The sequence below is a fragment of the Kitasatospora aureofaciens genome, assembly GCF_019192735.1.
Classification (GTDB): domain Bacteria; phylum Actinomycetota; class Actinomycetes; order Streptomycetales; family Streptomycetaceae; genus Kitasatospora; species Kitasatospora aureofaciens_A.
In genome coordinates, this window is sequence record NZ_JAHTKP010000004.1 from 228,041 (window position 1) to 248,623 (window position 20,583).

The window sequence follows — 20,583 nt, forward strand, 5'->3', positions numbered from 1 at the left end:
ATTCTCCCGCCACTGCATCGTCGACCTGTCAAGAAGCTCCCGCCGGCTCCGACCAACCGGCGAAACGTCGAGAGAACAGGGAGTTTCCGAGATGCGAGTCAACCGGGCATGGCTGGGACTGGTCGTCCTCATGCTGCCGACACTGCTCGTCGCGATGGACATGACGGCGTTGCTCCTCGCGCTCCCACGGCTGAGCGCCGATCTGGGAGCCACCAACGTCCAGCAGCTGTGGATCAGCGACAGCTACGGGCTCATGGTGGCCGGCCTGGTCATCACGATGGGCACGCTCGGTGACCGGATCGGCCGCCGGCGGCTGCTGATGATCGGCGGAGCGGCGTTCGCGGTGCTGTCGGTCGTGGCCGCCTTCGCGACCGGCCCGCTGATGCTGATCGTCGCGCGTGCGCTCCTGGGCGTCGCCGGCGCGACCCTGGCACCGGCCACCCTGGCCTTGATCACCAACATGTTCCGCGACGAACGGCAGTGCGGCCGGGCCATCGCGATCTGGGCGACCTGCCAGTTCACCGGCGGCGCGCTGGGACCGGTGCTCGCCGGGTTCCTGCTCCAGCACTTCTGGTGGGGATCGGTGTTCCTGACCGCCGTGCCCGCGATGGCGTTGTTGCTGCTCGCCGGGCCGGTCCTGCTGCCGGAGTTCCGCAGCGACCGGGCCGGGCGGCTGGACCTGGCCAGTGTCGGGCTGTCGCTCGCGGCGGTGCTTCTGATGATCTACGGCCTCAAGCAGCTGACCGTCGAGAGCGCGCCGGTCGTGCCGACGGTGGCCCTCGTCGTCGGCGCCGCCATCGGATACGCATTCGTGCGCCGGCAGCTGCGGCTGGAGACGCCGCTGCTGGACCTGCGGCTCCTGCGCAACCGCCCGTTCACGGCCGTCCTCGTCGGGCTGGTCTTCGCCGGCATCGCCATGGCCGGGACGGGCCTGCTGGTGACCCAGTACCTGCAGAGCGTGCTGGGCCACTCGCCGGTCGCGTCAGCGGTGCTGTTCGCGCCCATGGGCCTGGGCGTGGCGGTCGGCACGATGGCCGCGCCGGCGCTGGCCCGGCGGGTGAAGCAGACGACCGCGATCGCCGGCGGGCTGGTGGGGTCGGCGCTGGGCAGCCTGCTGCTGGTCGCCGTCGACGGTCCGGGCACGCTGCCACTGGTGATGATCGGCATCGCCGTCCTGGCGCTGGGCACCGGCCCGCTGTTCGCGCTGGGCACCGGGCTGGTCGTCGGGTCCGTACCGCCGGAGCGCGCCGGCTCGGCGGCGTCGATGTCGGAGACCGGCAACTACTTCGGCGGTTCGCTCGGCTTCGCGCTGCTCGGCGTGGTGGCCGCGGTGGTCTACCACAGCCGGATGGACGGCACGTCCGACTCGCTGGCCGCTGCGGTCGCCGCCAGCCGGCACCTTCCTGCTGGCCAGGGCGCTGACCTACTGCACACCGCGCGGGAGGCGTTCACCGCCAGCTTGCACGTCACCGGCGTCGTCGCCGCGGTCATCTTCGCCGGGCTGGCCGTCCTGATCCTGGCCATGCGCCCGGCAACCCGGACCGCCCCGGCCGCGCTCCCCGAGTACGAGGTGACTCGGTCGTAGCACCCTGCCGAGGCCGACGGCCGGAGCGGCCGGAGATGACGAAACGCTGACGGCTCGCCTCCGCCCCTGGCCAGGGCGGGGGTGGGGCTGGTCGAATCGGGGGCGTGGACAGAACAGCGCAACACACCAAGGGCACCCCGGTGGGCCGCCGGGTCGTGCTCGGCCTGCTCGGGCTCGGGGCGGCCGGGGTCGCGGCCGGGCCGTACCTGCAGCGGGCACAGGACACCGTGGCCGGGAAGGACCCGACCGGGCTGACCGGCCTCCTCCCCGGGGGCGGCGGCTTCCGCTACTACTCCGTCGTGGCCTCGGTGCCCGATCGCACCCCTGCGACGTACGCGCTGACCGTCGACGGCCTGGTCGACCGCCCGGCCACCTACCGCCTCCCCGATCTCCAGGCGATGCCACAGCGCCGGATCGTCCGCGACGTGCAGTGCGTGACCGGCTGGCGCGTCCCGAACACGCCCTTCGAGGGCGTCCCGCTCGCCCACCTCCTCGACACCGCGGGCGTCCGGCCGGGGGCGCGGGCGGTGCGGTTCAGCTGCTTCGACGGCGAGTACACCGAGAGCCTCACCCTGGAGCAGGCCCGGCGCGACGACGTGCTGGTCGCGCTCCGCATGCAGGACGCCGTGATCTCGCACTCCCACGGCGGCCCGGTGCGGCTGTACGTGGCGCCGATGTACTTCTACAAGTCGGCCAAGTGGCTCTCCGGGATCACGGTCACCGACGCGGTGCAGCCCGGTTACTGGGAGCAGAACGGCTACGACGTCGACGCCTGGGTCGGCCGCTCGAACGGACGTGACGATGCGCCGACCGCCTGAGTTCCTCCTCCGCTTCACCCGCGCCGAGCGGTGGGTCCACCGCACCACCGCCGCCCTCATGCTGACCTGCCTGGCCACCGCCGCCTGCCTCTACGTGGCACCGCTGGCCGAGCTGGTCGGCCGCCGGCGACTCGTGGTGACCGTCCACATCTGGTGCGGCCTGGCGCTGCCCGCCCCGCTGCTCGTCGGGCTCACCTCCCGGGCCCTGCGGGCGGACGTTTCCCGGCTGAGCCGGTTCACGGACGTCGACTGGGCGTGGCTGCGGGCCGTCCGGACCCGGGCCGCCGAGCGGCCGGCGGGCAAGTTCAACGCCGGGCAGAAGCTGTACGCGCAGTGGACGCTCGGGGCGATCCTCGTCATCCTCGGCACCGGGCTGCTGATGTGGCTCACCCACCTGGCGCCGCCCGCCTGGCGGACCGGCGCGACCTTCGTCCACGACTGGCTGGCCGCCGCCATTGCCGTCGTCACCGTCGGTCACATCCGGATGGCGCTGCGGGACGGGGAGGCCCGGCGCGGGATGCGCACCGGGCTGGTGGACCGCCGGTGGGCGGAGCGTGAGCACCCGGAGTGGCGCGAGCACCCGCAGCGGGAGGCCGCGGAGCGGGGGTAGCCGGTCAGACGCCCGGGCCGACGGTGCTCGGTCAGACGGCGTCTGGCCCGACGGTGCCGGGCCCGACGGAGAGGACCGCCGCCGTCGTGGTGCCGTCGGGCGCGTCGTACGTCACCGTGTCGCCGGCGCGGTGGCCGAGCAGGGCGCGGCCGAGCGGGCTGTCGGCCGTCATCAGGGACTCGTCCAGTTCCTCGGCGAGCTCGCCCATGTGGACGGTCGCCTCCGCGCCGTCCGCGAACCGCACGGTGACGGTACTGCCCACCCCCACCACGACGGTGGACGGCGGAGCGGCGAAGGACGCCTGGCGGATCCGCTCCTCGATCTCGGCGATCCGCCGGTCCAGGCGGGTGACGTCGGAGGCGCGCTGCAACTCGTCCGCCGCGTCCGCCCGGTCGCCGACCGGATCCTCGCCCCGCAGGGTCGCGGCCACCGCGTCCCGGTCGGCGCGCAGCTCGGTCAGCTCCTGCCGGAGCGCTCGCAGGGCGTCGGCGCTGATTGGCTCGGGGCCGTCGGTCATGTCCTGCTCCCGTGGTGCGGAAGGGTTGGATTGGTGACACACGCGGTGTCTCCATTACCGCATCACGGGATGGGCCCGGCAAATCCGGCAGGGCGGCGACGACGGCCCGGTGGACCTCGGGCGGGCCGCCGACAACTGATCCCCCGCTGTGAGTGCCGCCGGGCGACCCTTGCGTCGCCCGGCGGCTTCGGCATGTCCGGGGACGGGCGCGCCCGTTAGCTCGGGGGTGGGGGTTTCCAAACACGGTAGACGCGAACGTTCACCTAATCGGGTGTAGAAGATCGTCGGTAGCGTTTCCGAGCGTGTCCGCCCGCCTACGGTTGGGGGCGAGCGAGACGGGCGGCCTTCGGAATTCCCGTTCGGTGATCCCGTGATCCCGTTCTCGCCGGGCGAGATGACGGCCCGTCATGTCCTTTTCGCAACCCTTCTCAGCGGGAGGCCCCTCCATGCCCCTGGGCACAAGCACGGAGAAGCCGCGCACCGCGCGGCACCCGTCCGTCGACGTCGCGGCGGTGCGGTCATGAACGCCACGACCGTTGACACTACGGTCGTGAACACCTCGGTCCTGGACCGGATCCTGCGCGGTCCCACGGGCCTGGGGACGGCGGGCCTGCAACTGGCGCCGCCGGCACCGCGCGTGGAGCCACCGCACGTGGAGGCACCGCGCGTGGAGGCGCCGAGCCTGCAGACCGCAGGCACGGAGGCCCCGAGCGCGGAGGTGCCGAGCGGGAGCGGCAAGCCGAAGCCGGGCGATCCCATTCCGGGCCTGTACTACCACCCCATCGCCGAGCCCGATCCGGTCCGGGTGGAGGAGCTCGGCGCCAAGATCAAGACGTGGGCGATCGACGAGGTCGAGCTCTACCCGCCGGAGTGGGAGGGCCAGTTCGACGGGTTCTCGACCGGCCGCTACATGGTGGCCTGCCACCCCGACGCGCCCAGCACCGACCACCTGATGCTCGCCGCCCGGCTGATGGTCGCCGAGAACGCCGTCGACGACTGCTACTGCGAGGACCACGGCGGCTCGCCGGTCGGCCTCGGCGGTCGCCTGCTGATGGCGCACACCGCGATCGACCCGTTGCACACCACGCCGGAGTACCACCCGGCCTGGGAGGCGTCGTTCCAGGAGGACGCCCCCCGGCGGGCGTACCGCTCGGCCATGGAGTACTTCACCCGCGCCGCCACGCCCTCCCAGTCGGATCGGTTCCGGCACGACATGGCGCGGCTGCACCTGGGGTACCTCGCCGAGGCGTCGTGGGCCGAGACGGATCACGTCCCGGAGGTGTGGGAGTACCTGGCGATGCGTCAGTTCAACAACTTCCGCCCCTGCCCGACGATCACGGACGCGGTCGGCGCCTACGAGCTGCCGTCCGACCTGCACGCCCTCCCGGCGATGCAGCGCGTGATCTCCCTGGCCTCCAACGCCACCACCATCGTCAACGACCTGTACTCCTACACCAAGGAGCTCGCCAGCCCCGGCCGGCACCTGAACCTGCCCGTGGTGATCTCCGAGCGCGAGAAGCTCTCCGAGCGCGACGGCTACCTGAAGGCGGTAGAGGTCCACAACGACCTCATGCACGCCTTCGAGGCCGAGGCGGCCGCCCTGGCCGCCGCCTGCCCCGTCCCCACTCTGGTGCGCTTCCTCCGCGGAGTGTCCGTATGGCTCGACGGCAACCACCACTGGCACCAGACCAACACCTTCCGCTACACCCTGCCCGATTTCTGGTAATCACCTCTTGCGCAAGGAGTTTGAGCAATGTCCCTGACCGACGACATCACCACCCCGGTCGGCGCCGCCGGCATCCCCGGCCCCGCGACCCCGTACCAGGGCGACATCGCCCGCTACTGGGATCATGAGGCCCGGCCCGTGAACCTTCGTCTGGGCGACGTCGACGGCCTCTACCACCACCACTACGGCATCGGCGAGGTCGACCAGGACGCGATCGGCGACCCGGCCGACAGCGAGCGCGAGAAGAAGGTGATCACCGAGCTGCACCGCCTGGAGTCCGCCCAGGCCGACGTCCTCCTCGACCACCTCGGCCCGATCACCGCCGACCACACGCTCGTCGACGCCGGCTGCGGGCGCGGCGGGTCCATGGTGATGGCCCACCAGCGCTTCGGCTGCAAGGTCGAGGGCCTCACGCTCTCCGCCAAGCAGGCCGAGTTCGGCAACAACCGCGCCCGCGAGCTCGGCATCGGCGACTTCGTCCACTCCCGGGTCTGCAACATGCTCGACATGCCCTTCGAGACCGGCGCGGCGGCGGGCTCGTGGAACAACGAGTCCAGCATGTACGTCGACCTGCACGACCTGTTCGCCGAGCACTCCCGCATCCTCGCGGTCGGCGGCCGGTACGTCACCGTCACCGGCTGCTGGAACCCGAAGTACGGCCAGCCGTCCAAGTGGGTCTCGCAGATCAACGCGCACTTCGAGTGCAACATCCACTCCCGCCGGGAGTACCTGCGGGCCATGGCCGACAACCGCCTCGTGCCGCAGGCCGTCATCGACCTGACCCCGGACACCCTGCCGTACTGGGAGCTGCGCGCCACCTCCTCGCTCGTCACGGGTATCGAGGAGGCGTTCATCAACTCGTACAGGGACGGCTCGTTCCAGTACGTACTGATCGCCGCCGACCGGGTCTGATCCCGCGGCTTCCAAACGTTCGGTGGCCGTCCCGCGCTGTGCGCGGGGCGGCCACCGCCGTTTCGGGAAAGTGGGGGGACGCGGTGCCGCACTGAATGCGGCTGAATGCGGAACAGTTTTCTGGTCTGCATTCAGTGAATGGGCTACGCGCGTCAACTTTCCCGCCGGTCAGGGCCTTCACCTGCGCGAAAGCCACTCTTAATAGTTCCTTACCCTTCGCCGTTGACCAGCGTTCATCAGCTCTGCTTTCCTTCATGCCAGCAGGCGGCAGAACCGACGGACCGTCAATTCCGGGATGTGCGGAACCAACCGGACGACATTCGTGACAATTTGCTGTCAGCCCCTTCCCCACAAGGGATCGTCAGCGGCCCCAACCCGGTGGCGATCGGTACAAGAGAGGCACCCTCACCCCATGGGTCACTCCCCAAGAATTCGGCGTGCGAAGTACGCGGCGCTCACCGGAATAGCGTCCCTGGCACTCGCCGCCGCCGGCCTCGCCGGTGCGGCCGGGCCGGCCGCCGCGCAGGACATCTCCGGCGCGCCGGCCAGTACCGCCAATGAGTTCAACCCCTGGAGCCCGCAGAACGGGCACCCGTACCGCCACGGTGCGGTGCCGGGCAAGCAGCAGCACGAGAACTACAAGAAGTGGCTCGCGGCCCAGGGCCAGGCGGCGGCCACCGGCCAGCAGACGCTGTCCTACGGCGGCGGCGTCGACGGCATCGGCGTGCAGAGCGGGCACTCCAAGGTCTACCTGGTGTTCTACGGCAACCAGTGGGGCACCCAGGGCTCCGACGCCAACGGCAACGCGACCTTCACCGGCGACGCGAACGGCGCCGCGGCCGCCACCCAGCAGATGTTCAAGGGCATCGGCACCAACGGCGAGACCTGGTCCGCCGACCTGACCCAGTGGTGCGACGGCCCCAACGTTGCCACGGGCGCCACCAGCTGCCCCTCCAACGCCAACTTCATCCCGTACCAGAGCGGCGGCGTCCTGTCCGGCGTCTGGTACGACAACGCGGCCGCCTCGCCCGCGAAGGCCAGCGGCAACCAGCTGGCCCAGGAAGCCATCAACGCGGCCGGGCACTTCGGCAACACCACCGCCGCGTCCAACCGCGACGCGTACTACATCGTCCTGTCGCCGCACGGCACCAACCCGGACGACTACCAGAACCCCACCACCGGGTACTGCGCCTGGCACGACTGGAACGGCGACACCACTCTCACCGGCGGCGCGGCCACCTCGCCCTACGGCGACATCGCCTTCTCCAACCAGCCGTACAACATCGACGCGGGCGCCAACTGCGGCGTGGGCTTCGTCAACTCGCCCGGTACCCTGGACGGTTACACGATGACCCTCGGCCACGAGTGGCACGAGATGATGTCCGACCAGAACCCGGCCGGCGGCTGGACCAACCACGTCACCGGCAGCAGCTACAACGGCCAGGAGAACTCCGACGAGTGCGCCTGGATCAAGCCCGGCAGCACCGGCGGCGCCGCCAACATCTCCTTCGGCTCCTTCGGCGCCTACGCCGAGCAGGCCAGCTGGTCCAACGACACCAACTCCTGCGCGATCTCGCACGCCATCCTGACCCACGGCAACACGGTCACCGTCACCAACCCGGGCGGCCAGACCGGCACCGTCGGCACCGCGGCGAGCCTGCAGATCAGCGCCAGCGACTCGGCGTCCGGCCAGACCCTGACCTACGCGGCCACCGGCCTGCCCGCCGGCCTGTCGATCAACTCCTCGACCGGCCTGATCTCCGGCACCCCGTCCGCCGCCGGCACCTCCAGCGTGACGGTCACCGCGACCGACACCACGGGCGCCTCCGGCAGCACCTCGTTCAGCTGGACCGAGTCCTCCACCACCGGCGGCAGCGCGATCACCAACGGCGGCTTCGAGACCGGCAACATGACCGGCTGGACCACCACCGGCTCCGCGGCGGCCGTCACCGCCGCCGCGCACTCCGGCAGCTACGGCGCCATGGTCGGCTCCAGCAACCCGAGCACCGACTCCAGCGCCAGCCAGACCTTCACCGCGCCGGCCGGCTCCAGCAAGCTCTCCTTCTGGTACAGCAACACCTGCCCCGACACCGTCACGTACGACTGGGCCACCGCCACCCTGAAGGACAACACGACGGGCGCGACCACCACGGTCCTCGCCAAGACCTGCGCCGCCTCCGCGGCCTGGGTCAACAAGACGGCGTCCGTCACCCCCGGCCACAGCTACACCCTCACCCTGAGCAACCACGACGACAACTACGCGGGTGACCCGACCTTCACCTACTACGACGACGTGACCGTCTCCTGACCGTCACCGACGCGAACGCACCGGGGTGGGCGCCTGCAGCGCCCGCCCCGGTGCGGCTTTTTGTCCTCCGGGGGGATCCGATCCGCCCCCGACTGCGTCGAATCGGCACCACCACCAACACCAGCACAAGGAAAGCCCCCGTGACCCTGAAGAGAACCGCGCCCCTCGCGTTGGCCATGGCCCTGCTCGCCCTGGCCGGTTGTGCCTCGACCGGGACGACCCTGTTGGCGACTTCGTCGGCGACCGTGACCGCACCGGCCGGCGTCGTCCTGGACGAACACGCCAACCAGACCACCCTGAAGGTCGTTGCCGGCTCGACCATCGAGGTCGACCTGCACAGCACCTACTGGCCCGCCCCCACCAGCTCCGCCCCCGACACCGTCGCCCCGAACGGCGCGCCGACCACCGCCCCGTCCCCCTCCTGCCGCCCCGGCGGCGGCTGCGGCACCGTCACCACCCACTTCACCGCCCGCACCCCCGGCACCGCCCACCTCACCGCCACCCGCACAACCTGCGGCGAGGCCCTCAACTGCCCGCCCGACCAACGCACCTACGACGTGACCGTCGAGGTCACCGGCTGACGCCCGGCCTCAGTGCCCACCGCGGGGCACGTCGCAGCCGCTGTGGTCCGGGTAGCCGCCAAAGGCGTCCGCCTTGGTGGACGCCTTGTCCATCGACCCCTCCAGACACATGCGGGAGGCATCGATGAGGAAGTTCACCCCGGTGGGGTTCTGGAACACCTGCACCTTCTCGGGGGCGTACCCGAGCGCGGCGAGCGCACTCTTGGCGCTCTCCGCCTGGTAGTTCCCCTTCTTGCGCAGCGCCTCCAGCGCGCCCTCGACCCGCTTGGCGGCCTCAAGCCCGTCACAGCGCGGCTGGCCGTGCAGCGGGATCGGCATCTTGAACCCGTTGTTCTCCGCGTACTTGTCGACCGGCGCCGGGTCCGTGCCCGAGGCACTCCGGGTCGGCGCCGCCGTCGGACTCTCCCCGGGACAGGGGAAGTCCAACGGCCCACTCGGCGTCGGCGCCACCGTCACACTGCGCGAGGGCGTCCCTGGTCCGACACCACCGGCCGCCACGTGCTCCGTCCCACACCCGGCCACCAGCAGGGCCGCCACCGCTACGCCGGCCCGGACACACGCTGCCTTGATCATTGTCATACCCAGATACTCACCCGCAACAGGGCGGGTGTCATGAGTACTTCTACTCAGACTGGCCGGGCCCCACCTGCCGCCGAGTTGAGCGAGCCATCGAGGGGCGCTTACCTGGAAGCACGGGGGTAGCTGCCCGGGTGTTGCGGTCTCTTGCGGAGGAGGCAGCAGATGTCGCCCTGCGGTGAGATCCGGTACGCGATCACCCGTACCCGGGACAAGTGGTGCGCGCAGCTCGTCCAGGCCGGCTCCCAGTGGGCGAAGGGGAATTCGTCCGCCGACCACCCGCACCCCGCCGTTTACTGGGTGGTGAAGCTGGTCTGCCGCCTGGCCGCCCTGGTCCTCCGCGCGGTGCTCACGGTGACGGCCTACCTCGTGTACTGGTTCCTCTGGATCCCCTGCCGCGTCTTCGGCTCGACCGTGCCGGAGGGACGGATCAAGCACATCTTCGTCCTCGTCCTGGAGAACCGCTCGTTCGACCACATGCTCGGTGTCTCCACCGGCACGGTCGACGCCGGACCCGGTTTCCGGCCGGGGGTCGGGGTGGACGCGGTGAGCGGCCGGCCGACCACCGTCAACGGGCCCTCGGCGAGCCAGACGAACACGCACGACGGCCAGGTCTTCGCGGTGCGCGCCGGCGCGCCGTTCGTCATGCCGGTCGACCCGCCGCACGAGTTCTGCGACGTCCAGCTCCAGTTGGCCTCGGTGCCGATCACGGGCACACCGAGAAACGACAGGTGCGGCTACGGCGGCAGCTACCCCGCGATCACCCTGCAGGGGTGCGTGGACAACTACGCCAACCAGGCCGCGGACGAGGGCAACGCGGCCGGGTTGGCGGATCTCGGGGCGGTGATGGCGTGCCTCACCCCGGACCAGGTGCCGGTGATCAGCATGCTGGCCCGCGAGTTCGCGGTGTGCGACAACTGGTTCTCCGCCCTGCCGGGGCCGACCTGGCCGAACCGGTTCTTCCTGCACGCGGCGACCTCGGGCGGGCTGGACCACAGTCCGGACCCGGTGGAGCTGGTCGCCTCGCAGGTCGACGGCTACGAGTTCGAGAACGGCACGATCTACGACGCGCTCGACAGCAAGGAGTACGACTGGCAGGTGTACCACGGCGACGCGCTGCCGCAGGTCGGCGCGCTGGCAGGCATGAAGCTGTCCGTCATGCTGGACCACTTCCACGGCCTGGACGAACTCGCCGGGGACCTGCAGAACCAGGACTTCGCCGCCTCGTACGTCTTCATCGAACCCAGCTACGGCCACGTCCTCAGCCACGGCGGCAACTTCCAGTGCGGCAACAGCCAGCACCCGAACGACGACGTGACCCGGGGCGAGGCCCTGATCAAGTACGTCTACGAGTCGATCCGGCAGTCGCCGCACTGGGAGTCGAGCCTGCTGGTGATCACCTACGACGAGCACGGCGGCTTCTACGACCACGTCGCGCCACCGGCCGCCGTCCCGCCCGGTGACGTGACCGACCCGGCCCACAACCGCCACGGCTTCCGGTTCGACCAACTCGGCGTCCGCGTCCCCGCCGTCATCGTCTCGCCGTGGGTCCCCGCCGTCCGGCCGAGCGGACTTGAGGGCCAGAACTGCAACCTGATCGACCACACCGTCTATCACCACGGATCGCTGCTGGCGTCGGTCGAACGCCTCTACCACCTGCCGAGCCTCACCCGGCGTGATGCCGGAGCCAACGACTTCAACCACCTGCTGTCCGCGGCCGAGCCGCGCGCCGACGCCCCGCTGACCCTCCCCGCCCCGGCCGACTCCGGATTCACCTGCGGCGACGAGGGACCGGTCGACCGGCAGGCCTCCGCCGACCGGCCGATCAGCCCCACCCTGCAGGGCTTCGTCCAGGTCGCGGCGCTCCACGACGCCCGGCTCCACCTCGCCGAACGCGACCGCATCGTCGAGCAGCTCCGCTCGGTCCACACGGTCAGGGACGCCCACACCTACCTGTCCCAGGTCACCCCGCAGCTTGCCACCCTCGGCCTCCGCACGGACATCGCCGCCCCGTCGCCCCGCCCGGACGGTCGGTAGTACCCCAGTACGGGTGTGCGACGGCCACGGCCCGCAGGTCCGCGAGGCCCTTCGTCTGCGGCGATCTACGGGGTGACGGCGATGGCGGTGGCGAGTACGCCGTCGTGGACGGCCCAGCGGCCGTCGAAGCCGTCGATCCGGCGGGTGCCGACGAGGGGGCCGGGGACGAGGAGGCGGGCGGTGAAGGTGCCGTCGGGGGAGACGGTGAGGTTGGCCTGGCTGAACTCCAGGAACTGGTGGGTCAGCGGGAACCACGCCTTGTAGACGGACTCCTTGGCGCTGAACAGGATCCGGTCCCACGGGATGTCGGGACGCGCGGCGAGGAGCCCGGCGATCCGCTGGCGCTCGTCGGGGAGGGCGATGACGTCGATGACGTCGTCCGGGAGCGGCAGCGCGGGCTCAGCGTCGATGCCGACGGAGGCGAGGTCGGAGGAACGGGCGACGGCGGCGGCGCGGAGCCCGTCGCAGTGGGTCAGGCTGCCGACGACGCCGTCCGGCCAGCTCGGCGCCCCGAGGTGGCCCGGGACGATGGGGCGGTAGGGCACGCCGAGGCGGGCGAGGGCGAGGCGGGCGCAGTGCCGGGCGGTCGTGTACTCACGGCGGCGCTTGTCGACCACGGGCGCGCCGACCCGGGAGATGGCCGCCGCCTCGGCGGGTTCGAGCCGGGCCTCCGGCGGATCGTCGTACGCCACCTCTACCGCCACGACGTCCGGCAGCAGATCCCCGATCACGTGTTCCCTCCTCGGTCGGCCGGCTCTCGCCGCACCCGACGAGCCTAACCCGGATCAGCCGCGCAGGTGCGCCAGCAGGTCGTCGCTGACAGGGTACGGGGTCTCGTCAGGGAGAAGTTGTTGAGCCGACGTCAGATCGCGGGCGCGGACGAGGGTATGGATCTCGTGGGCGAGCGGTGTGACGTCGGTGACGGCGACGATCCACTCATCGGCGTACCGGTGCGCGGCCTCGCCGGTGAGGCCGAGTTGGAGGGAGCGGTGGGGGAGCGGCTGGAGGTGGAGATCGCGCTCCGGGTCCCACTGGACGCGGGCGGGCGCGCGCTTCAACGCGCGCTGCCAGGAGGCACGGTCGGGGTGCAGGCCGGGCGCATGGTGGGAGAGGCAGGCATGGCGCAGGGCCCACTCGAAGCCCTCGCGGGAGATCTCGACGGCGAGGACGGTCTCCTGCCCCTCCTTGGCGGCCCAGCCGCAGCGGTACATCATCCACAGGAACGACGGCTTGATCCACGTCATGCGGTCCCGCTTCCACGCCTCCGGGAAGCGGCCGTCGCGGGCGGCGGGCAGGCCGATCTGCGGCGGGTAGGCCTGGTAGACGGTGATCGTGTCCGGCGTGTGGCGCGCGCGGATCCGGTGCAGCGGTGTTTCCATCACGGCCCGAAGCATGGCGTTGTCGCGCGCCCTCTGCCACCGGTTTTGTGGTTCTAGCGATCAGCGGTGAAGTCGAAGACGGCGCCCGTTTCCGACCTCATCACGCAGTCGTTGGCGAAGGTCTTCGCGTACTCGACGCGCTGTCCGTTCCACACGCCGTACGCCTTCGCCGTGACGGCGCTGTAGACCATCGGGCAGACCCCGTTCTGGTGGGTGATCCGCGCGACGTCGCCGTCCGCCGCCGTGAGGTCTGCGCAGGCCTGTTCGGCGTGCGGGTGGCCGGGCCGGGTGCCGTCGTCGGGGCAGTGCAGGGTGGCGCTGTCGCGACCGACGAGGGCAGTCTGGCCGGTGAAGATGGCGACGTTCAGCCAGTTGCCCGTCGAGGCCGGCCGGGGGTGGGCGGCAGCGGACGGTGCGGCGAGGGCGAGCAGGCCGAGGGCCGTGGCGACGGCGGTGAGGCGGGGTCCGGTCATGGTCGGTTGTGCTCCCTGGAGGTGGTGCGCCGACGGTCGGCCGGGTGTCCAACGACGCACGCACCCTCAGGGACACGCAGAGTCGGCGGCGGTCCGGTTGGTGCGCGTGAGAAGCAACCGCACGTCCGTTCCCTTCGTCCCCACACATGTGAAGCTGACAGGCACCCCCTTCTTCCTCCTCTCGATCATCCTTGTCCCCCTCTCCATCGCCCTGCTGATGTACTTCTGGAACCGGGTGAGCGGCCCGCAGCCGCTCCGGTTCGGGAGCCGGCTGCTGATGGTGCTGTTCGCCCAGGTGACGGCCGTGACGCTGGTGTTCGTCGTGGTGAACAACGACAACCAGCTCTACGGCAGTTGGGACGACCTGCTGGGCACCGGCAGCCACGTGCGGGCGGTGCCCGTCCCGCCCGCGGAGGGCGACGGCCCGGCCGGGGGCGGACCGGAACAGCCCAAGGTGATCCAGCAGTTCGGCCCGGTGGACGACAAGGCCGTACCGAAGGACGTGAGGACGACCGACCTGAAGGGCCAGGTGTCCGGGGTGGACGGCGAGGTCCTCGTCTGGACGCCGCCGCAGTACGACGACCCCGCGTACAAGGACAAGAGGTTCCCGGTGGTCGAGCTGCTGGCTGGCTTCCCCGGGTCGTCGAGTGCCTGGTTCGGCAGCATGAACGTGTCCAAGCAGCTGGCGCCGCTGATGAAGTCGGGCCAGATCGCCCCGTTCATCCTGGTCTCGCCGCGCGTCGTGCTGCTGGAGGGGCACACCGACACCGGCTGCGCGGACGTGGCCGGCAAGGTCAACGCGGAGTCCTGGCTGGCGCGCGACGTGCCGCGGATGGTGCTGGACAACTTCCGGGCCGAGCCCGGTCCCGAGCGGTGGGCGGTGGCCGGCTACTCGGCGGGCGCGCACTGCGCCGCCCGGCTCGCGATCGGGCACCCGAACCGCTTCCACGCGGCCGTCAGCATGTCCGGCTACAACGACCCGATCGGCGAGAGCGACTCGCTGACCGCCAGGGACGCGCACCTGCGCGACGTCTCCAACCCGCTGTACATGCTGGCGCACGCGCAGACGCCGCCGAACGTCAGCCTGTACGTGACGGGCAAGAAGGGCGACGGCTTCGAGGACGCGCTGGCGCTCCAGAAGGCGGCGAAAGCGCCGACCTCCGTCACCCCGGTCGAGGTCAACGGCCCGCACCTGACGTCCACCTGGGAGCCGATGGTGCCGTCCGTGTTCACCTGGCTCACCCAGGCCGTCGGTGGCAAGACGGGCTGACGGTGTGTTGAAGCAGCAGGCCGCTGCCGCAGGGGGCCCGCCGCGTCAGGGCTTGACGGCGACAGCTGCGTACGCCGAGGTCTGGGCGTCCGTGACGGGCGGGTCGGCGTCGTCGCCGTCGGGGCGCCAGCGGTGGGTGGCGACGAGGCCGGGGTCGAGCAGCCGCCAGCCGTCGAAGAAGCGGGCGACCTCCTCGCGGGTGCGCATCCGGACGATGGTGCCGGCGGCGGCGTACACCTGGGCGACGCGCTCGGTCTCGGCGGGGGCGAAGTCGGGGGTGCCGTGGCTGAGCACGAGGGCGCTGCCGGAGGGGAGTTCGCGCTTGAGCCGGTCGACGATGGCGTGCGCCTCGTCCGTGCCGGGCACGAAGTGCAGCAGGGCGACCAGGCTGAGCGCGACCGGCCGGGCCAGGTCGAGGGTCTCGCGCAGCTCGGGGGAGCCGAGGATCGCCTCGGGCTCGCGGACGTCGGCCTGGACGTAGGCGGTGCGGCCCTGCTCGGTGGAGTGCAGGAGGGCCTGGGCGTGGGCGTACACGATGGGGTCGTTGTCGGTGTAGACCACCCGGGCCCGTGGGTTCACCCGCTGGGCGACCTCGTGCAGGTTGGGGCTGGTGGGGATGCCGGCGCCGATGTCGAGGAACTGCGTGATGCCGCGGTCGGCCAGCAGGCGGGTGGAGCGTTGCATGAAGGCGCGGTTGGCCCGGGCGGCGGTGCGGGCCCACGGGAAGACGGCCATCGCCTGGCCGGCCGCCTCGCGGTCGGGGGCGAAGTTGGTGGTGCCGCCCAGGTAGTAGTCGTACATCCGGGCGGAGTGCGCCCGGTGCAGCTGGAGATCGACCTCCGCACCGTCGCTGCCCGTCGTCATCGCTCCCCCTTCGCGGTCCTGGCGTGGCTCAGAGCCCAAGGATAGGTGAGGCTAAGTCAGTTCGTGGTGCGGTCCTGACAATGGCCTTACGTATGGTCCTACTTATGGTCCTGCTTATGGGTCTACTCATGGGCCTCCTTGTGCCTGCGACCCGAGAGCGCGCGGCGCCTTTGCACAACCGGCCCGTGGATGCGCTTGCATGTGTCACGGGGGGCTCGCACGTTCCCCTCGGCCACACGGGGAGGACCGCATGACGATCGACCGGGACGCGCCCGACCACGCGGGCGGGCGCGCGGGAGGGCTGACCATGAACGACGGCGGCGAAACCGCGCCGGACGGCGCCCGCCTGAGACTCACCTTCGAGGCCTTCTGCAGCACCCACGAGCGGGCCTGGACCGCCTTCGCCCGCACCCAGGTCGGCGCCCACGGCGACGCCGCCGCCCAGGTGGTCCGCCGAACCAGGGACCACCTGCGCCGCAACTGGCCGCTCGCGCTGCGCCAGGAGGTCCCGGCCGCCTACGCCTGGCGGCTGCTCAAGGAGCACCTCGCCACCTGGCTGGCCGCGCAGAGCGAGCCCGCCGTGCTGCAGACCGCCGCGATGGACGCCGTGATCGGCCGGTTCTGCCACCGGGCGGGGCTGCGCCCGCAGACGCTGTCCGAGCAGCTCGGCCTGCTCGGCGCGATCCTCGACCTGCCCGAGCGCCAGCGCGACACCGTCGTGCTCGCCTACTGCCTCGGCCTGGACGACGACGAGGCCGCCGAGTACCTCGGCATCCAGGCCGCGACGCTGCGCTCGCACCGCCGCCAGGCCCGCCGGCGGATCGCCCGGGCGGTCGGACGGCCGGACTTCGCGGTACCCGGTCCCACGCCGCCCGACTTCGCTGCGCCCGGACGTGAGGCACCGGGACGTGAGGCACCGGGACGTGAGGCACCCGGACCCGAGGAGGCGCTTTGAACGAGCAGCCCGGACTACGCGGCTGGCTGGACGGGGAGGCCCTCGCCCCGCGCCCCGGCAGCGGCAGCAGCAGCGGTGAGGACGAACGGGCCCGGCAGGTGTGGGTGTTCCCGTGCGCGCCCGCCGCGCAGCCGTGCCGGCCCGACCGGGTCACCGCCGCGCCCGCGCCGTTCCCGTCCGAGCACGAACAGGCCGCCCACGAGCTGGACCTGGCCACCGCCCTGGTGCTCGGCGCGCCGCAGGCCGGGCGGTCGCTGGACCTGCTGGTGAACAGCCGCCGGATCCACCCCGAGGGCGCGCTGGTCTTCGGCTGCCTGCTCGCCGTCACCGGACGGGACGATCCCGCCCAGTTCTGGTGGCAGTTCGCGGCCGGCTCAGGCAGCCCCACCGCCGCGTACCTGCTCCACCTGCACCACCTGCGGCTGGGGGAACCCAGGGACGCCGCGTACTGGCGCGACCAGGCGGAGCGGCTCGCGGCCAACCCCCGCAGCGGCGAGCGGAGTTGCCGGGCCACGGCGCCGCTGCTGCCGGAGGACGTGCGGCACGACATCCTCGCGCGCTGCCACGAGGGGCTCCACCCGCGGCTGCCGGCCGCGCTGGAGGCCGTCGTGAACCGGCTGACCGTCACGGCGGACGACGAGGACTACGGGGAGATCCCGCAGCCGCGGTCGGCCCTCGCCGACGAACTCGCCTCGCCGAGGCGGGCCCCGTGAGCGGCTTTGTTGCCGCACCACAGTCACAAGAGATACAGGGGCACCGCCGATCGCGACGGTGCCCCTTCGGCCTCAGTCCGTCGGGCAGCGCGTCCCGGCCGCCGGGACGGTGCCGTCCACCAGGAAGGCGTCCACCGAACCGCGGATGCAGCTGCTCGCGCCGTACGCCGTGTGCCCCTCGCCCTCGCGGGTCAGCAGTACGGCGTTGCCGAGCTCGGACGTCAGCTTCTCGGCCCACGCGTACGGCGTGGCCGGGTCGCCGGTGGTGCCGACGACAACGATCGGGGCGGTGGCCAGGGACTTGATCGCGTGCGGCTGCTCGGCGGAGTGGAACGGCCAGATCCGGCAGTCCGGGTCGAACAGGGCGGCCGTCGGGTCGTGCTTGCTGACCAGCGGGGCCTTGGCGGCGAGGTCGGTGAGCTCGGCCTGGAGCTGCTCGCCCGCCGGGGCGTTGGTGGCGCCGTCCGCGCAGTGGATGGCGGTGTAGGCGTCCGCGGAGACGCCGTAGTGCCCGTCCTTGTCGCGGCCGTTGTAGCCGTCGGCGAGCTGGTAGAGGTAGTCGCCCTTGCCGTGCTGCATCGCCGCGCCGAGCACGGTGCGCAGGTCCTTCCAGGCCCGTTCGCCGCCGTAGAGGCGGCTGAGCACGCCGGTCCAGGCCGCGTTGGCGGTGAGGGTGCGGCCGTCGGAGGTGGTGAGCGGCTTGTCCTTGAGGCCGTCGAGGAAGTCGGCGAGCTTCTGCGGGGCCTGCTCCGGGTCCTTGCCGAGCGGGCACGCGTCCTTGCCGGCGCAGTCGGCGGCGAAGGCCTTGAGGGCGCGTTCGAAGCCGGCCTGCTGCTCGACGTTGTGCTGCACCAGCGAGGTGGACGGGGAAGTGGCGCCGTCCAGGACGAGGTGGCCGACCCGGTCCGGGAACTCCTCGGCGTACAGCGAGCCGAGGTAGGTTCCGTAGGACATGCCCAGGTAGTTGAGCTTCTGGTCGCCGACGGCGGCGCGCAGCACGTCCATGTCGCGGGCGGTGTTGCGGGTGCCGACGAACGGCAGCACCTTGGCGAACTTGGCCTGGCAGGCGTCGGCGAGCATCCTGCCGTGGTCGGCGCCGGGCTGGTCGGTGGTGACCCAGGTGTCGCGGGCCTTGTCGTCCAGGCAGTTCAGCGGGTTGGTGCCGCCGACGCCGCGCGGGTCGAAGCCGATCATGTCGAAGCGGTCGTGCAGCGCGCCCTCGGAGCGCTTGGCGCCGCCCTTGACCATCGCCACGCCGGAGCCGCCCGGGCCGCCGGGGTTGAGGATCAGCGAGCCGACCCGCTGGTCCTGCTTGCGGGCCGGGTTGCGGACGACGGCGACGTCGAGCGTGCCGGTGGCGGGGCTGGTGTAGTCCAGCGGCACCTTGAGGGTGGCGCACTGGACGGGCGCGTCGTCGGCCTTCCCGGTCTCCGGGTCCGCCGGGCACGGCCCCCAGGCGAGCTGCTGGCCGTAGAATGGCTTGAGCGCCGGGTCGTTGGCGCCGGTGGGCCTGGGCGTCGGCGTGGGTGTGGCGGTGGGCGCCGGGGTCGTGCTCGTGGTGGTGCTGGCGGACAGGACGGGCAGCGGCGTGCCGGAGGCGGCGGCGGTGCCTCCGCCGGCGCTTGTGCAGCCGGCCAGCAGGGCGGCGACGGCGGCGGCGCAGGCCGCGGTCGGCAGGGCACGTCGGGAGGGCCAGAGGATCTTCACGGCACACACTTATCATCCGGCACCGACATCGGTCGCATGAGGATGGCCCTTTCGCTGCACGGGATCAGCCCCCAAGGTGGACCAAGCCCGACGAAGCACCGGGCCGGCCGTCGCGGCGAACCGCATTCCAACACGTCGGCCGCGGTGCCATGCTGAGGCCATGACAGATCAGACCGCAGCCCTGCCGCTGCGCGACGCCGTGCCGGCCGCCGGCGGGCGGCGGCGAGAACTGGCCGCCGCCACCGTCGGGTCGGTGGTCGAGTCCTTCGACTGGAACGTCTACGCCGTCCTCGCGCCGTACTTCGCGGCGGACCTGTTCGGGCACGGCAAGGGCGGCGTCAGCGGACTGCTCGCGGCGTACGTAGGGTTCGCGGTCGGGTTCGTGGCGCGGCCGGTCGGGTCGTTCCTGATCGGGCGGCTCAGCGACAGCCGGGGGCGGCGGTTCGGGCTGACGCTCAGCATGTCGGTGATCGCCGCCGCCAGCCTCGGGATCGCGCTGCTGCCCGGTCAGCAGACGGTCGGCGTCTGGGCGGCCGTGCTCGCCGTCGCCGCGCGCGTCGTGCAGGGGCTCGCCTTCGGCGGCGAAACCCCGACCGTCGCCGCGTACGTGACCGAGACCGCCCCGCCCCGGCACCGGTTCGCCTACAGCTCGGTCTCCTACGGCGGCATCATCATCGGCTCGCTGATCTCCTACGGCGTGCTCGCCCTGCTGCTCCACACCGTCGGCAAGGAGGGGCTCAAGCACGGCGGCTGGCGCTGGGGCTTCGTCGTCGCCGCCGCGCTCGGGCTGGCCGCCGTGTGGGTGCGCCGGGCCGCCCCGGAGAGCGAGGAGTTCCGCCGCACCCGGGCCGAACCCGCAAGCGAGCGCCCGCCGTTCCTCGGCACGCTGCGCTCCCACCGCTGGGCCGTGCTCACCGTCTTCCTGCACACCCTCGGCGGCACGATCGGCTACTACTTCGCCCTGGTCTACCTGCCGCAGTACGCCGCCGCGTACGGCGTGATCGGCAAGGAGGAGGCGGCCTCCTTCATGACGCTCGTGCTGGCGGTGGTGCTCGCCACCATGCTGCTCAGCGGCGTCCTCGCCGACCGGCTCGGGCTGCTTCCGGTGATGCGGACGGCCTTCACCCTGACCGTCCTGCTGGTCCTGCCGCTGCTCGCCGCGCTGCGGCACGGCCTGCTGCCGTTCCAACTCGTCGCCGTCGTCCTCGGGATGCTCGTCGCGACCGTCCTCGGCACCCTCAACGTCTTCACCGGCCTGCTGTTCCCCACCACCGTCCGCGCGGTCGGCCTCGGCGTGGTCAACGCGGCCACCATCGCGGCCTTCGGCGGCACTTTCCCGCTGCTCGCCGAGTGGCTGAACGGCAACCACCACCTCGGCGTGATCCCGTACTACGTCACGCTCTGCTCGCTCGGCCCGCTGCTCGCCACCTTCACCGCCCTGCGCGTGCCCGCGTTCACGGCCGCAATCCGGAACTCCGTCCCCCGGACAACGAGCGCTCGTGTACAGTCCGGAAACGGCTGACGACCGGTCATCTTCCGGGGTCGAACGGGC

The 20,583-nt window shown here is 71.8% G+C and carries 18 protein-coding genes and 1 pseudogene; 12 read left to right on the plus strand and 7 right to left on the minus strand.

The window, feature by feature from the left end; all coding sequences use genetic code 11:
- The first annotated feature begins 91 nt into the window (after positions 1–91).
- The 3 genes from KV557_RS06680 (at position 92) to KV557_RS06690 (ending at position 3,013) form a co-directional block, all read left to right on the plus strand.
- A complete protein-coding gene (locus KV557_RS06680) occupies positions 92–1,585 on the plus strand; it encodes an MFS transporter (protein WP_218198798.1) in 1,494 nt (497 codons plus the stop codon).
- Between the two features lie 104 nt (positions 1,586–1,689).
- Positions 1,690–2,403: a molybdopterin-dependent oxidoreductase gene (locus KV557_RS06685; protein WP_308129790.1), complete on the plus strand. Its 714-nt coding sequence runs from the start codon at positions 1,690–1,692 to the stop codon at positions 2,401–2,403.
- Positions 2,387–3,013 (plus strand): cytochrome b/b6 domain-containing protein, encoded by a 627-nt coding sequence (locus KV557_RS06690; RefSeq protein ID WP_218198799.1) that lies wholly within the window; start codon positions 2,387–2,389, stop codon positions 3,011–3,013. The genes KV557_RS06685 and KV557_RS06690 overlap by 17 nt, the downstream gene beginning before the upstream one ends.
- A 31-nt stretch (positions 3,014–3,044) precedes the next feature.
- On the opposite strand, the gene KV557_RS06695 is transcribed toward KV557_RS06690, so the two are convergent.
- A complete protein-coding gene (locus KV557_RS06695) occupies positions 3,045–3,530 on the minus strand; it encodes a GreA/GreB family elongation factor (protein ID WP_218198800.1) in 486 nt (161 codons plus the stop codon).
- 508 nt (positions 3,531–4,038) lie between these two features.
- Between KV557_RS06695 and KV557_RS06700 the strand changes: the two are divergent.
- The 4 genes and pseudogenes from KV557_RS06700 to KV557_RS06715 all read left to right on the plus strand — a co-directional run.
- A pseudogene (locus KV557_RS06700) lies at positions 4,039–5,256 on the plus strand (family 2 encapsulin nanocompartment cargo protein terpene cyclase); the annotation flags it as partial.
- Positions 5,257–5,283: 27 nt separating this feature from the next.
- A complete protein-coding gene (locus KV557_RS06705) occupies positions 5,284–6,168 on the plus strand; it encodes a geranyl diphosphate 2-C-methyltransferase (RefSeq protein WP_218198801.1) in 885 nt (294 codons plus the stop codon).
- 412 nt (positions 6,169–6,580) lie between these two features.
- Entirely contained in the window at positions 6,581–8,476 is a 1,896-nt protein-coding gene (locus tag KV557_RS44015; protein WP_305148970.1) for an Ig domain-containing protein, read from the plus strand.
- 140 nt (positions 8,477–8,616) lie between these two features.
- Positions 8,617–9,057, plus strand: a complete 441-nt coding sequence (locus KV557_RS06715) for a protease inhibitor I42 family protein (RefSeq protein WP_218198895.1) — start codon at positions 8,617–8,619, stop codon at positions 9,055–9,057.
- 9 nt (positions 9,058–9,066) lie between these two features.
- Here KV557_RS06715 and KV557_RS06720 read toward each other — a convergent pair whose 3' ends face one another.
- Positions 9,067–9,636: a hypothetical protein gene (locus KV557_RS06720; protein ID WP_218198802.1), complete on the minus strand. Its 570-nt coding sequence runs from the start codon at positions 9,634–9,636 to the stop codon at positions 9,067–9,069.
- Positions 9,637–9,798: 162 nt separating this feature from the next.
- Between KV557_RS06720 and KV557_RS06725 the strand changes: the two genes are divergently transcribed.
- Positions 9,799–11,670: an alkaline phosphatase family protein gene (locus tag KV557_RS06725; RefSeq protein WP_218198803.1), complete on the plus strand. Its 1,872-nt coding sequence runs from the start codon at positions 9,799–9,801 to the stop codon at positions 11,668–11,670.
- Positions 11,671–11,735: 65 nt separating this feature from the next.
- Here the strand turns inward: KV557_RS06725 and KV557_RS06730 are convergent, their stop codons facing one another.
- The 3 genes from KV557_RS06730 to KV557_RS06740 are packed head-to-tail and all read right to left on the minus strand — an operon-like array spanning position 11,736 to position 13,522.
- Positions 11,736–12,401: a 4'-phosphopantetheinyl transferase family protein gene (locus tag KV557_RS06730; protein ID WP_218198804.1), complete on the minus strand. Its 666-nt coding sequence runs from the start codon at positions 12,399–12,401 to the stop codon at positions 11,736–11,738.
- 54 nt (positions 12,402–12,455) lie between these two features.
- Positions 12,456–13,049 carry a DUF4291 domain-containing protein gene (locus KV557_RS06735; RefSeq protein ID WP_218198882.1) on the minus strand — a complete coding sequence of 198 codons (594 nt, stop codon included), beginning with the start codon at positions 13,047–13,049 and terminating at the stop codon, positions 12,456–12,458.
- A 53-nt stretch (positions 13,050–13,102) separates the two neighbouring features.
- Positions 13,103–13,522, minus strand: coding sequence for an SSI family serine proteinase inhibitor (locus KV557_RS06740; protein WP_218198805.1), 420 nt, complete (start codon positions 13,520–13,522; stop codon positions 13,103–13,105).
- A 148-nt stretch (positions 13,523–13,670) separates the two neighbouring features.
- On the opposite strand from KV557_RS06740, the gene KV557_RS06745 reads away from it, so the two are divergent.
- The gene (locus tag KV557_RS06745) at positions 13,671–14,792 is read left to right on the plus strand and encodes an alpha/beta hydrolase (RefSeq protein WP_218198806.1); all 1,122 of its coding nucleotides are present in this window, start codon (positions 13,671–13,673) and stop codon (positions 14,790–14,792) included.
- Between the two features lie 45 nt (positions 14,793–14,837).
- Here the strand turns inward: KV557_RS06745 and KV557_RS06750 are convergent, their stop codons facing one another.
- Positions 14,838–15,656 carry an SAM-dependent methyltransferase gene (locus KV557_RS06750; RefSeq protein ID WP_218198807.1) on the minus strand — a complete coding sequence of 273 codons (819 nt, stop codon included), beginning with the start codon at positions 15,654–15,656 and terminating at the stop codon, positions 14,838–14,840.
- 250 nt (positions 15,657–15,906) lie between these two features.
- On the opposite strand from KV557_RS06750, the gene KV557_RS06755 reads away from it, so the two are divergent.
- A complete protein-coding gene (locus KV557_RS06755; RefSeq protein ID WP_218198808.1) occupies positions 15,907–16,611 on the plus strand; it encodes a sigma-70 region 4 domain-containing protein in 705 nt (234 codons plus the stop codon).
- Positions 16,608–17,324: a hypothetical protein gene (locus tag KV557_RS06760; protein ID WP_218198809.1), complete on the plus strand. Its 717-nt coding sequence runs from the start codon at positions 16,608–16,610 to the stop codon at positions 17,322–17,324. Before KV557_RS06755 ends, KV557_RS06760 begins: the two co-directional genes overlap by 4 nt.
- 72 nt (positions 17,325–17,396) lie before the next feature.
- Here KV557_RS06760 and KV557_RS06765 read toward each other — a convergent pair whose 3' ends face one another.
- Positions 17,397–19,031 (minus strand): alpha/beta hydrolase, encoded by a 1,635-nt coding sequence (locus KV557_RS06765; RefSeq protein WP_218198810.1) that lies wholly within the window; start codon positions 19,029–19,031, stop codon positions 17,397–17,399.
- Positions 19,032–19,191: 160 nt separating this feature from the next.
- Between KV557_RS06765 and KV557_RS06770 the strand changes: the two genes are divergently transcribed.
- Positions 19,192–20,553 (plus strand): MFS transporter, encoded by a 1,362-nt coding sequence (locus tag KV557_RS06770; RefSeq protein WP_218198811.1) that lies wholly within the window; start codon positions 19,192–19,194, stop codon positions 20,551–20,553.
- Positions 20,554–20,583: the final 30 nt, after the last annotated feature.

Coding starts and splice junctions, on each gene's coding strand:
- KV557_RS06695 (WP_218198800.1), bottom strand. CDS start 3,530: ATGACCGACGGCCCCGAGCCAATCAGCGCCGACGCCCTGCGAGCGCTC.
- KV557_RS06740 (WP_218198805.1), bottom strand. CDS start 13,522: ATGACCGGACCCCGCCTCACCGCCGTCGCCACGGCCCTCGGCCTGCTC.
- KV557_RS06690 (WP_218198799.1), top strand. CDS start 2,387: ATGCGCCGACCGCCTGAGTTCCTCCTCCGCTTCACCCGCGCCGAGCGG.
- KV557_RS06755 (WP_218198808.1), top strand. CDS start 15,907: ATGACGATCGACCGGGACGCGCCCGACCACGCGGGCGGGCGCGCGGGA.
- KV557_RS06735 (WP_218198882.1), bottom strand. CDS start 13,049: ATGGAAACACCGCTGCACCGGATCCGCGCGCGCCACACGCCGGACACG.
- KV557_RS06725 (WP_218198803.1), top strand. CDS start 9,799: ATGTCGCCCTGCGGTGAGATCCGGTACGCGATCACCCGTACCCGGGAC.
- KV557_RS06705 (WP_218198801.1), top strand. CDS start 5,284: ATGTCCCTGACCGACGACATCACCACCCCGGTCGGCGCCGCCGGCATC.
- KV557_RS06770 (WP_218198811.1), top strand. CDS start 19,192: ATGACAGATCAGACCGCAGCCCTGCCGCTGCGCGACGCCGTGCCGGCC.
- KV557_RS06720 (WP_218198802.1), bottom strand. CDS start 9,636: ATGACAATGATCAAGGCAGCGTGTGTCCGGGCCGGCGTAGCGGTGGCG.
- KV557_RS06750 (WP_218198807.1), bottom strand. CDS start 15,656: ATGACGACGGGCAGCGACGGTGCGGAGGTCGATCTCCAGCTGCACCGG.
- KV557_RS44015 (WP_305148970.1), top strand. CDS start 6,581: ATGGGTCACTCCCCAAGAATTCGGCGTGCGAAGTACGCGGCGCTCACC.
- KV557_RS06680 (WP_218198798.1), top strand. CDS start 92: ATGCGAGTCAACCGGGCATGGCTGGGACTGGTCGTCCTCATGCTGCCG.